This window comes from Maridesulfovibrio sp. (assembly GCF_965230075.1).
GTDB lineage: Bacteria > Desulfobacterota > Desulfovibrionia > Desulfovibrionales > Desulfovibrionaceae > Maridesulfovibrio.
In genome coordinates this window covers 1,728,135-1,740,646 of the sequence record NZ_OZ245945.1, presented here as the reverse complement: position 1 = coordinate 1,740,646, position 12,512 = coordinate 1,728,135, and the positions used below count along the sequence as shown (strand labels likewise).

The window sequence follows — 12,512 nt, the reverse complement described above, 5'->3', positions numbered from 1 at the left end:
TAAACAATGAGCGAACTTACTTTTTCCATCATCAAGCCTGATGCAGTTAAAGCCGGCAAAATCGGCGACATCCTGAAAATGATCACCGACGCTGGTCTGAAGATCAAGGCAACCAAGATGATCCACATGACTCAGGCTCAGGCTGAAGGTTTCTACGCAGTACACAAAGAGCGTCCCTTCTTCGGTGAGCTTGTTGAATTCATGATTTCCGGCCCCTGTGTTGTTTCCGTTCTTGAAGGTGAAGACGCCATCAAGCGTTACCGCGACCTCATGGGTGCCACTAACCCCAATGAAGCAGCAGAAGGTACCATCCGCAAGGCTTTCGGCGCTGGCATCGAAGCTAACGCATGCCACGGCTCCGATGCTCCCGAAACCGCAGCTATCGAAGTACCCTACTTCTTCAGCAACCTCGAAATGGTAAACTAATATGACTAAAAAAGTTGGATTTATCGGCACAGGCAACATGGGCGCCGCCATAATCAGAGGAATGGCTGGCGATGACAGCATCAACCTGCTTGGCTCAGACCTGAACAAAGCGGCACTGAAAGCCCTTGCTGAAGAGACCGGACTCACCCAGTGTGAAAATGCCCGCGATCTTGCCAAGGAATCCGACTTTATCGTGCTGGCGGTCAAGCCCCAGCACGCTCCCGCAGTTCTGGAAGATATTGCTCCCGAGCTCAACGAGACAAAATGCGTCATCTCCATTGCCGCCGGACTCACTGTGAGCCAGCTCAGGGAATTATGCGAAAACAGATGTGCAGTGGTGCGGGTTATGCCCAACACACCTGCTCTGGTTAACGCAGGGGTATTTGCTGTCTGCCTTGACGACACCCATCTGAGCGAAGAGCAACGCTCTTTCACAAGTGAAATGTTCACTCCTCTCGGCGATGTCCACGTACTCGCAGAGAGCCTGTTTGACAGTTTCACTGCTGTTATCGGCTCCGGTCCCGCTTACGTCTTTTATTTCATGGATGCCATGATCGAGTCCGCAGTTGAACTTGGCCTGCCCCGCGACCTTGCTCGCGGCATGGTGGAGAAACTCTTTGAGGGTTCAACTACACTGGCTCAGGAAAGTAAGCTTCATGTTGCACATCTGCGCGAAATGGTGACCTCCCCTGCGGGAACCACCGTTAAAGCTCTCGTGCATCTGGATCGTACAGCCACCCGCGGCAATATCATTGACGCGGTACGCAAAAGCTATGAACGCAGCATAGAACTCGGGAAGAAATAGATTTGCCTCCGGCTGCTCTCCAAGGGCAAAAGAAACTTTTGTAAAAAGTTTCTCTCGACTATACTAAAACTTTTAATAGTTTTGGCTTGAGCTAGTTTGGGAAGGCAGACATATTAAATAGAAAAAGGAGACTTGAATTATTCAAGTCTCCTTTTTTATTGGTATGAAAAAACCGGAATCCCGCAAAGCGGAACTCCGGTTCGTTGTCAACTTGAAAGCTGATTAATTTCTAGTGAACTGCGCCGGATGCCCAGACCATTACAAAATAGATGTCGAGCAGAACAGCGGAGAAGATTGCGGTGGTCATTACCAGAGCACCGAGTCTCTTCAGCTTCAGGGAAGTCCATTCACCGCCTTCAGGGCCGAGAACGGGCTTTTCTTTTTCTTCACCGAAGTATACAGCCTTGCCACCCATGGAAGCGCCGAGCAGCCATGCTGCGGGAGCCATGGACCAACCAGCGTTGGGGCTTTCGGTCTTGTTGGCATCAGTGATGAGATTATCATAAGCGGATTCCCAATCAAGCTTCATGATACGACCAGCAGCCAACATCATAAAACCGGTGATACGTGCGGGAATGAAAGCCAGCACATCGTCAGCCTTAGCTGCGTAGTAACCGAACTCCTTAAATTCTTCATTCTTGTAGCCCCACATGGAATCCATGGTGGAGATGGTTTTGTAAACCCACATACCGGCAGGACCGGTTACTACGAGGTAAAAGAAAGGAGCAACGAAACCGTCATTCAGGTTTTCGCTGGTGGATTCAGCAAGCGCCTTGCGCAGACCGTTTTCATCCAGTTCGGATACATCACGGCTGACCAGTTCGGCAATTGCCTTACGGGCATCTTCGGTTCTACCGCTGTCCAGCAGGGCTGCAGCATTCTTATGTTCATTAAGCAGAGAGCCAAGAGCCAGACCTGCGTAAGCAAGATACAGTCCGATCAGCACACCAATGAAGGGAATTGCCAGAAAAATCTTGAGCACACTCCAGACCACTATAGCGAAAGCCAGTACACCTACGCCGCCCATAATTTTACGGGACATGCCGGTGGAAAAAACCCAGTTTTTGTACTTGTCGAGAGCCATCCCGATGTAGCGTACGGGATGGGGGAACCACTTAGGATCTCCTAAAACGAGATCAAGGACAAGTGCGATAACAGGTACAAGAAACAAAACAGTAGAATTGTCCATCAGATATTTATCCTCAAATCTTAAAGCGTTTGGCCGGGCTGGCTAGCACGACGAACTTAAAATAAATCCGCAGCACCAGAGCCGACACACAGGGACAGCCGGAGCCGGAACCTCACTATTCCTACCTCGCGTAAAGGTAAATAAATGCCCCGCATCCGATCCTTCCCACAGAACCGGAAGCTTGCTGTCTCTACATCATATAAAAAAGCGGCACGGACAACAATCCGTACCGCTCTCTTATTTTTAATTTTCGTAGTAGGAACGCAGTAGTGCGCTGCGAACAGGATGACGCAACTTTCTCAAGGCCTTGGCCTCAATCTGCCTGATACGCTCACGGGTAACGTTGAACAGCTTACCAACCTCTTCAAGAGTGTGGTCGGATTTCTCGCCGATACCGAACCGCTTACGCAGTACCTGTTCCTCACGGGGGGTAAGGTCGGAAAGAACGGTCGCAATCTGCTCGCCGAGTTTGGTGCTGACCACCTCTTCAGCAGGCGCTGCGGCCTTCTTATCTTCAATAAAATCACCGAGACTCGAATCCTCTTCATCACCGATGGGTGTTTCAAGGGAAATGGGTTCCTTGGCAATCTTAAGTACTTTCTTAACTTTTTCCAGCGGGTAATCCATACGTTCTGCAATCTCTTCCGGGGAAGGATCGCGTCCCAGTTCCTGTACGAGGTAACGGGAGGTACGAATCAGCTTGTTAATAGTCTCGATCATATGGACCGGGATACGGATAGTACGGGCCTGGTCCGCAATAGCGCGGGTGATAGCCTGTCTGATCCACCAGGTTGCATAAGTGGAGAACTTGTAACCACGCTGGTATTCAAACTTATCAACCGCTTTCATCAGGCCGATGTTACCTTCCTGAATCAGGTCGAGGAACTGCAGGCCGCGGTTGGTGTATTTCTTGGCAATGGAAACAACAAGGCGCAGGTTAGCGCGGATAAGCTCCTGCTTAGCACGCATAGCACTGCGGTTACCGTGCTTGATACGCCAGAGCACTTCCTCAAGCTCATGCACATTGTGGCAACATTTATCCTGTAAGCGGACAAGAATTTCCATCTTACCGGAAATCATTTCCTTAAAAGAAAAGAGCTCATCCACTGTCATGCCGAGTTCGTCAGAAGCGGCAACAGGATTGATTTCACGCTCGTCGATCTGTTTGAACAGATCTTTAATCTCCTGCTGGGTTTTACCAGTGGAGAGAATGTACGCGGAAAGGTCACGCTGGCAGTTATGCATCTGCCTGACGTAGTCACCCACAGTTTCAATGATCTGATCGATGAGAGTCTTCTCGATTTTAATGTCGCGAAGTCTTTCTACAATTTCAGTCTTATAGTTTACAATCTCGTTCTGCTGCTTGGCGACCTTCTTATCAAGGGTAGCGCAGTCATCGAGCTTGAAGTACAGGTCTCGTTTTTTCTCGTAAAGCTTCTTAACTTCATCCAGCAGAAAAATAACACGCTGGCGCTGGTTCATCTCATCTTCGCTGGGGTCGTCTTCCTCAATGGTTTTAACGACGTCCTTCAGCTTAATACGAGATTCGTCAAGATCTTCACCGACGCTGATAAGCTCTTCGATTGCAACCGGGATTTCAACCAGTGCATAAAGAACATCCATCTCGCCGTTTTCAATTTTCTTGGCGATGACAACTTCACCCTCACGATCCAGAAGACCTACCGCACCCATTTCACGCAGATACATGCGCACGGGATCGGTGGAACGGGAAACGTAATCTACGCTTTCCTCTTCGCTTTCAGTGAGATCGATCTGGTCATCACTATCAACACCCGCGTCCATAATTTTCTTACCGTCTTCGGGTGTATTGACGATCGCAATATTCAACTGGTCGAAAATCTTGATAACGTCATCAAGCTGATCAGCCTTGTTGAACTCGGCAGGCAGAGCCTTACCCAGCTGTTCAAAGGTCAGAAACCCCTGTTTCTTACCCTCGGAAATCAGAGTTTTAATCGCCTGAATATCCTTAATGTTGCTCATCATCCCTCCATACAGAGTCGTTCAGGACTTTGAGGTACGCGTTTACGCGTTCGGTATCGCCTTGAGCCTGAGCACGGCGCAAAGCATCGGTGAGCTTTTTTCGGCCCATATCGTACCGTCGCCGGGCAATTACCTTACAGACATGTCGCCATTCATCTTCCAGATCTTCACCGGAGAGAGCTTCCTCCATCCGGCAACCGGCATAGAATCTTTTTTCAGAATCATCGAGTAACGGGATGATGTCCTGCCCGCTGTGAGCCGCAATTTTAGACCACAGTGTTTTGCCCCAGTGCGAGGTCAGAACCTGAGCTACTCCCCTTTCCGATAATTCGACGACATATTCCGGATGTTTTACCGCATACCTCAAGAAATATTTATCATCTTTAACCTGTCCCCCCACCGGAGCCGCCACGCGATGCTGTTCCTGCTGTACAGGATTCTGCTGCTGCGGGACCGGGGCATTGAGGGCACCGGAAAAAACCGACCTTAATTCCGCTTCTGCCACTCCAAGGCCGCTGGCGACCTTAGGCAGATAAAACGCACGCAAGGACGCACTGGTCATCCTCTTCAGGAATCCCTGCGCCCAATCCATAACTTCACGGGGTGAATACCCCTTCTGCAATGTTTCCAGACTGAATTCCAGACCGTCACGGGCCTTATCCAGAAACACTTGAAATCCTTCCGCCCCACGGGCCTGAAGAATGCTATCCACGTCCTCCCCGTCGGGAAGGACAACGACACCGCAGGAAACTCCCTGCGTAAGAATCATTTCCGTACTGCGCAGGGCCGCTTTCAGCCCGGCAGCATCCCCGTCAAAAACGAGGTCGATTTTAGAACAGAACCCGGAAAGGCGTTTAACCTGATCCGGAGTCAGTGCCGTCCCCAGCACCCCGCATGAATTTGTATACCCGAACTGGTGCAGGGAGATTACATCCATGTACCCTTCGGTAAGCAGGGCCCGCTTGGTTCGGGCTATGGAGTTCCTAGCCGTTGAAAGGCCATACAGGTGCTCCCCTTTCTTGTAGATAGGGGTGTCACTACTGTTTAAATACTTTGGTTCTCCATCTGTAATTATTCTTCCGCCAAAAGCAATAACCCTTCCCGATAAATTTGTGATGGGAAAGATCAGCCTTGCGCGGAAACGATCATAAGTGCGCCCCTTGGCATTCTGGGAAAGAAGTCCGGCTTTGACTCCCTGCTCGGCTGTATAACCTTTGGAAACCAAATACTTTTCCAATCCCTGCCAGTCCTCGGTACTGCACCCCAGACCGAAAGATTCGACAACAGAAGCATCCATGCCCCTGCCTTCGATATATTTTCGGGCTTCACGCCCTTCAGGAAGCTTGAGCATACGGCTGAAATACTTTGCCGCATGTTCATGCATATCCATGAAAATTTTACGTTCAGAGCTTCTCTTGGCTGCCTGCGGATCCACTTTGCCCGGAGTAAGCTCCACCCCGGCTTCTGCTGCAAGCTGTTCAAGTGCATCTTTAAATTCCACCCCGTTGATATGGGAGTAGAAATCAAAGATATCCCCGGAAGCCTGACAACCGAAGCAGTAGAAAAAGCCTTCTTCCCCATTAACGCTGAAGGAAGCTGTCTTTTCATTATGAAAAGGACAAAGTCCCATCCAGCGACCGGACACAGGTTTCAGTTCTACATACCTGCGTACGATATCGACTATGTCAAGGCGTTCTTTGATGGCCTCTATGGCAGCTCTATCCAAAGAATCCTCCGTAACATCATCGAAACAATTCGAAGCAGTTGAAATAATGCACAATCATTGCAGCCTGAACATCCATAGCACGGCCTGCAATAATTTGCACTATACTAATTCAACCTCGGTCATGCCGTCGCCGCCACGGTCTTCCGGAGCAAGGCTGTACCCGGCAACCGCCGGATTCCCGTCCAGAAAAATATGCACTTCGCGACGCAAGGCCCCGGTTCCGCGACCATGAACAATCTCAAGTTCAGTAGCCCCGCGCAGCAATGCCTGATCAAAGAAACGTGCCAGCTCGCTGATAGCCACATCGGCCCGCTTTCCGCGCAGGTCGATCTTAAGGGTCATTTCACCCTTGGGTGCTTTCTTGTCAGCTTTCTCTGCAACCTGACGAACTTTTTCCTGTACGGCTTTCTTGCCCACAGGTCCAAGCTGATCAGCAGGAATCCACATGGCTACGCCATCCATATCAACCTTGACCCGCTTTTTGCGCTCATCTTTTTCAATGACCACACCTTTACGGTTCCAGCTGATATTCAAAATCGGCTTGCCGACCTTGATATCATCAAAAGAAAACGGCTTAACCTCGGCCTTGGGCTTTTCATCCCCACCGATAGTGGAACGAGCTTCGGAAAGCTTTTTCAAAGCCTGTTTACGCCCGATCTTGCCGTCCTGCCATTCCTTGAGCACGTTCTGAGCCTGCTTTTTGACATCAGCAAGCACAGTGAGACGTTCTTTTTCAAATTTTTCTTCCAGCTTGGCGCGCTTGGCTTCCAGTTTGGCTTTGATACGATCCATTTCTTCAAGCTCTTTCTCACGGCTTACCGCAAGCTCATTGAGCCTGTTCATGACTGAACCGGAATCAGAACCATCTATAAGCAAGTATTGCTCGGCCTTGTTCAGCAGGGATTCAGGGAATCCGTGCTCTCTTGCAACATCAAGCGCAATGGAAGCCCCAACCTGATCATAGGCAAGGGAGAAAAGAGGCTTTTTGGTGGAAGGATCAAAAAGCACGCTGGCTGCACGTACTCCTTCGGTCACCAGAGCATATGTCTTAAGTGCCGGAAAGTGCGTTGCTGCAAAACAGGTCACACCATTTTCAAGCAAACCGTCCACCACAGCCTGTGCAAGCGCCGCACCCTGTGCCGGGTCAGTACCGGCCCCGAATTCATCGAGAATAAACAAGGTTGAGGAATCCATGGAATCCCAAATACGACTGATGGACTGAATCTGGGCGGAAAAAGTACTTACGCTTTCTTCAAGGGACTGCTCATCCCCCATGATAACGAAAATTTCCTTGAACAACGGCAGCACAGAACCTTTCTCTACCGGAACGGGAATTCCGCTGAAAGCCATGGCCGAAAGCAAGCCGACTGTCTTCAAGCAGACAGTCTTACCACCGGCGTTACCACCGCTGACAATAAGGACCTTCTGCTCAGTGGGCAGCTCGATATTAAGCGGGTTAACACCACCCTCGGCAGCAGCGAGAAGCGGATGACGCGCACCGCGCAGATCAAAGCCGGAACCAGACTGCACATCGACAGCAACAGCTTTAACGGCTTCGGCAAAATTTATCTTGGCCTGCAAAACGTCATATTCAACCAGAAAACCGTATGCAGCCTCGCACTGATCATATTCGGAACGAACCAGACCGGTCAGGTAGGTCAGGATCTTGAGCTCCTCGGTCCTTTCCTGCTGCTTGAGTTCCTGCATGGTGTTGTTGAGCTCCACGAGGAACATGGGCTCGAAATAGCAGGTCTCACCCGTATTGGAATAATCGTGAACAATCCCCTGCAAACGGCCTTTGAAATTTGTTTTCAGCGGCAGAACATAGCGGTCGTTGGTGATGGTCATGAAATCATCCTGCAGAAAACGGGAAATGTCTTCACCGTGGATGAAATCGCGAACTTTCTTGGAGCAACGCTGGTGCAGGGAACGGATGGACTGGCGAATATCGTAAAGTTCGGGAGAACTTTCGTCCTTAATGTTACCATCCTGATCAAGACAACGCTTAAGGCCGGAAAAAGTCTTTTCAGGCCAGCTTACACCTTCAAGAAATTCGATGATGGTATCCCATTCCCGCTTTTCAGCGATCTCGAGTGCTTCCTTGAGAGTACGGGCCTGACCGAGGGTCTGAACCAACGCGTAAAGGGCATCAGCATCAAGTACATTGTTAGGCTTAACCAGATACTGGAATAATCCTTCCAGCGGAGGGAAAGAGCCGAGCCTGAATCCCGTTTCTTTTGCGAAATTCTGGCCCTGTCTGAAAAATTGGGCTGTGGAATTAATGGAACCGGCATCATCCATGGGAGACAGGGCAAGACAAGCCTCTGCACCGGACGTGGAAACACAATGGCCGGAAAGGACATTAAGAACTTTCGGAAATTCAAGTAGCTGGAGAGATCTTGGCTCCATGGGATTCCAATGTAGAAAAGTGTTAGATCACGCATCCCGCATGAACCGGGACACCAATACAGAAAAAACGGCAAACAGCCCCGGAGAAACTCCGGGGCCTGCCGTTAAAATTCAGCTTTAGCTGATGTCAGGAGAGACGGGCACGAACGAGGCCACTTACGACCTTTCCGTCAACCTGTCCTTTATAGGCTTCAGTGATGGCTTTCATCACTTTACCCATATCCTGCATGGAAGATGCGCCGAGATCGGCGATCGCTTTATCAATAGCAGCCGCAACTTCCTCTTCGGAAAGCTGCTCCGGCATGTAGCCGGAAAGAGCTTCGACTTCAACAGCCTCAACTTCGGCCAGCTCGGGACGTCCAGCAGCATTATACTGCTCAATAGAGTCCTTGCGCTGCTTGATCTGCTTTGCAACAAGATCAAGTACTTCGTCGTCAGAAAGGGTCTCCCCTTTCAGTTCAACAATGCGATTCTTGATGGCAGTCTTGAGGTGTCTCAGAACCGCCTTCTTGACATCATCCTTGGCCTTAAAGGCCGCAATGTAATCTTTATCAATCTGCTCAATGAGACTCATATACTAACCCATTGACATTTTGCGCATTTTTTTGATGAGCCTTTTGCGGGCAGCAGCTTTTTTCTTCTTGCGCTGTACGCTGGGCTTTTCATAGTGCTGACGCTTTTTGAGTTCGGAAAGAACTCCAGCTTTTTCAACCTGCTTCTTAAAGCGGCGAAGAGCTATTTCAAAGTTATCAGAATCTTCGAGATAAACACCGGGCAATCAAATCACCCCCCTAAATTAATCTCGCACAAAAAATGTGCGGAAGAGATTTTTATTAACCTTAAATATTGCATGGAGTCAAGGGCAATCCCCAAAAAAAATGTTCAGCATCCGCATACGCAGATGCTGAACAAAAAATTTCACCCGAAAGTGATACTAGTGAGCGGCGGTGTCCTTTTTGGCATCCATCCATGCTTTAACAGCACAGTAGGCCATACCGGCACCAAGAAGACCGATCACAATGTAGAGGACGCCGAAGAAGATAAAGTGATCAGGCATCCACCAGGGAAGATCCATAGGAAGAGGACTCTGAACGGTTTCACCATGCAACATAATTAAATCTCCTTAAACTACTTTACAGCGTCTTTCAGAAGCTTACCGGGGCGGAATTTTACAACCTTGCAAGCGGGAATCTTGATTTCTTCACCAGTGCGGGGGTTGCGACCTACGCGCTCTTTTCTTTCGTCAACCTGAAAAGTACCGAAACCTGTAAGGGTCAGTTTTCCTTCGTTAACGAGGGTTTCTTCTACTGTATCCAGAAAGTAGTTCAGGCAACGTTCTGCATCAGCTTTGGTCATTCCTGCTTTTTCAGCAATCTTAACAACGAGTTCAGCCTTAGTCATCAGTCCTTCCTCCTTGAAACGGAAAATGATTATTGCGGCACGTTATCGCGCCTGCCATTAAACTCACCCTGAGGCGAGAGTTGGGTTCATAATTTTACCGACAGGTACCCCTGATCAGTAATTCGTCTAGCTAACACTCAAAACCGTTTAAAACAAGCCCCCTACCCCGCATTTTCTTTGAAAAACCAAGCGGGGATGCCTGAACAAACGACCTTGATGAAAATCTAAAACAAAATTTTCGCCAACAAGTCAAGAGGGAAAATCGTTTTTAACGCATTTATAAAGGGTCTGAAATTGCAGTGGTGACAAGGCTTCCGGGCGATCTTTGAGCGAAACACCCTCATCTTCGGCCCACTGAACAACCGCATCAGAAATGAATGATTTCAGTATCTTACCTAATTGTTTGCGTCTATACTGAAAACAGTATTTGACCAGCTTAGCAAGCCCTTCAATATCACTGGGTTTTTCTTCGTCAGGAAGTGGAAAAAATTTTATTACTGCGGAATCAACTTTAGGTTTCGGCTTAAAAACTGTCGGCGGGACCTTGAAAAGGTAATCTGTCCGACAAAAACTCTGAATCCAGACACTGATCGCTCCGTACTTTTTTGACCCCGGTCCGGAAGTTACCCGCTGGGCTACCTCATGCTGAACCATGAAGACGCAAACAGCATTACACTGTGCCGCAATATCCCACATAATTTTAGAAGCCACATTGTATGGCAGGTTGCCTACGATCTTCCAGTTTTTAGCGGGATCAAGACCGGCCCAATCAAATTTGAGGGCATCTTCCAGTTCTACCCGGACTTCCGGATATTCAGCTTCGAGAGCCGGAGCGAGATCGCGGTCCTTTTCGACCAGCGTAAGACTTTCCGGCCCGGCTTCGAGAATAAATTTTGTCAAAGCGCCCTGTCCGGGACCGATTTCAATAATCGAATCTTTTTCCGTAATCTTAAGACTATCTACAATCTTACGTGCTATATTGGCATCTTGCAGAAAATTCTGCCCGAGGCTCTTTTTGGCTCTGTGTCTTGTCTGCACAAAAACTCCACTTTGTATATTTAAAAAACCAACCATAACTTCACTGTAACCGACTAGGCAAGTTCAAGGTTGCCCGCCTAAAGTTTATATGTAAGGCTTTCGCCGCATATTTTCCTGATATGCAAATAACACCTCAGGAGATACACATGAGTTCTTTTTTGGACAACTACTTTGAGATAACCGAACGCGGTTCCACTGTCAGCCGCGAAATCATAGCCGGGATGACAACTTTTGCCACCATGGCTTATATCATTATCGTTAACCCCAAAATTCTTGAAGCCGCAGGCATACCCTTTGGCCCCAGCATGGTAGCCACCATCATCAGTGCGGTATTCGGAACCATGGCTATGGGACTCTACGCCAAACGTCCCTTTGCAGTAGCCCCATACATGGGAGAAAACGCTTTTATCGCCTTCACCGTAGTCAAGGTAATGGGCCATACATGGCAAACCGCACTGGGCGCAATCTTTTTCGGCGGGATACTTTTTATTCTGTTCACTGTTACTGGAATCCGCTCATGGCTGATCCGGGCAATCCCCAAGAACCTGAAAAATGCTTTCGTAGCCGGGATCGGGCTTTTTCTCGCATTCATCGGCCTGAACACCACCGGGATAGTATCTGTAGGCGTGCCGGGTGCCCCGGTTCATCTCGGTGACATGAGCAGCATCCCGGTCCTGCTGGCTATCGGCTGTTTTTTCCTGACAGCAATCCTTATGGCCCGCAATGTCAATGGCGCCCTGATCATCGGTATTCTGGCCACCTCAGCAGCGGCTATGTTTTTAGGCGTTGCCCCCATGCCGGAAAAAATATTCAGCACCCCTCCTTCACTTGAACCGATCCTTTTCAAATTGGACATCATGGGCGCGCTCAACTGGGGCTTCATCTCCGTAATCCTGACCGTATTCATCCTTGATTTCCTCGACACCATGGGAACCCTTTACGCTGTATCCCACCGGGCCGGACTTCTGGACAAAAACGGCGACCTCCCGCAGATCGAACGCCCGCTTATGGTTGATGCTGTCACCACTGTTCTGGCATCACTGCTGGGAACAACAACTACCGGGGTATTCGTTGAATCCGCAACAGGAATTGAAGCCGGAGGACGCACCGGACTGACAGCGGTAACCACCGCCCTGCTCTTCCTCGCCGCCCTATTCCTCGCTCCGCTGCTGACAATGATCCCGGCCTGTGCATATGGTCCCAGCCTGATTGTCGTGGGCATGCTCATGCTCGCTCCCTGCAAGGAACTTGAACTGACCGACATCAGCGAACTTGTGCCAGCCTTTCTGGTGATTACCCTGATGAGCTTTACCTACAATCTAGGAATCGGCATGACCGCCGGATTCATCGCCTATCCGTTAATGAAAGCCGTTACCGGCAAACTCTCCGAAGTATCACCGGGCTTGTGGATCCTTTGCGCACTTTCCGCTGTATTCTTCCTCACCTGTCCGCATTAAAATAAAAATAAACAAACAACCCTAAAGAAAGCTAAAAGTCCGCCGATATGGAAGTCGTAT

The 12,512-nt window shown here is 49.3% G+C and carries 12 protein-coding genes; 3 read left to right on the top strand and 9 right to left on the bottom strand.

What is annotated here, in order from left to right; genetic code table 11:
* Positions 1-6 precede the first annotated feature (6 nt).
* Together ndk and proC are read left to right on the top strand one after the other, a co-directional pair.
* Entirely contained in the window at positions 7-426 is a 420-nt protein-coding gene (gene ndk / locus ACO05Z_RS07865) for a nucleoside-diphosphate kinase (protein WP_421901612.1), read from the top strand.
* 1 nt (position 427) lies between these two features.
* Positions 428-1,231: a pyrroline-5-carboxylate reductase gene (proC, locus tag ACO05Z_RS07860; RefSeq protein ID WP_421901611.1), complete on the top strand. Its 804-nt coding sequence runs from the start codon at positions 428-430 to the stop codon at positions 1,229-1,231.
* 229 nt (positions 1,232-1,460) lie between these two features.
* Here proC and cbiB read toward each other — a convergent pair whose 3' ends face one another.
* From cbiB to rsmA, 9 genes are all read right to left on the bottom strand, one after another.
* Complete coding sequence (gene cbiB / locus ACO05Z_RS07855) at positions 1,461-2,420, bottom strand: adenosylcobinamide-phosphate synthase CbiB (protein ID WP_421901610.1); 960 nt, start codon at positions 2,418-2,420, stop codon at positions 1,461-1,463.
* Positions 2,421-2,663: 243 nt separating this feature from the next.
* Positions 2,664-4,421, bottom strand: coding sequence for an RNA polymerase sigma factor RpoD (gene rpoD / locus ACO05Z_RS07850; protein WP_421901609.1), 1,758 nt, complete (start codon positions 4,419-4,421; stop codon positions 2,664-2,666).
* Complete coding sequence (dnaG, locus tag ACO05Z_RS07845; protein WP_421901608.1) at positions 4,408-6,147, bottom strand: DNA primase; 1,740 nt, start codon at positions 6,145-6,147, stop codon at positions 4,408-4,410. Before dnaG ends, rpoD begins: the two co-directional genes overlap by 14 nt.
* Positions 6,148-6,246: 99 nt before the next feature.
* Positions 6,247-8,556, bottom strand: coding sequence for an endonuclease MutS2 (locus ACO05Z_RS07840; protein ID WP_421901607.1), 2,310 nt, complete (start codon positions 8,554-8,556; stop codon positions 6,247-6,249).
* Between the two features lie 127 nt (positions 8,557-8,683).
* Positions 8,684-9,130, bottom strand: coding sequence for a GatB/YqeY domain-containing protein (locus ACO05Z_RS07835; RefSeq protein WP_421901606.1), 447 nt, complete (start codon positions 9,128-9,130; stop codon positions 8,684-8,686).
* A gap of 3 nt (positions 9,131-9,133) precedes the next feature.
* Positions 9,134-9,334: a 30S ribosomal protein S21 gene (gene rpsU, locus ACO05Z_RS07830; RefSeq protein WP_015336888.1), complete on the bottom strand. Its 201-nt coding sequence runs from the start codon at positions 9,332-9,334 to the stop codon at positions 9,134-9,136.
* A 156-nt stretch (positions 9,335-9,490) separates the two neighbouring features.
* Positions 9,491-9,631, bottom strand: coding sequence for a hypothetical protein (locus tag ACO05Z_RS07825; RefSeq protein WP_421901605.1), 141 nt, complete (start codon positions 9,629-9,631; stop codon positions 9,491-9,493).
* A 53-nt stretch (positions 9,632-9,684) separates the two neighbouring features.
* Positions 9,685-9,984, bottom strand: coding sequence for an HU family DNA-binding protein (locus tag ACO05Z_RS07820; protein WP_324292750.1), 300 nt, complete (start codon positions 9,982-9,984; stop codon positions 9,685-9,687).
* A 222-nt stretch (positions 9,985-10,206) separates the two neighbouring features.
* Positions 10,207-10,995 carry a 16S rRNA (adenine(1518)-N(6)/adenine(1519)-N(6))-dimethyltransferase RsmA gene (gene rsmA, locus ACO05Z_RS07815; RefSeq protein WP_421901604.1) on the bottom strand — a complete coding sequence of 263 codons (789 nt, stop codon included), beginning with the start codon at positions 10,993-10,995 and terminating at the stop codon, positions 10,207-10,209.
* Positions 10,996-11,141: 146 nt separating this feature from the next.
* Here rsmA and ACO05Z_RS07810 point away from each other — a divergent pair, with 146 nt between their 5' ends.
* Positions 11,142-12,452, top strand: coding sequence for an NCS2 family permease (locus ACO05Z_RS07810; RefSeq protein WP_421901603.1), 1,311 nt, complete (start codon positions 11,142-11,144; stop codon positions 12,450-12,452).
* Positions 12,453-12,512: the final 60 nt, after the last annotated feature.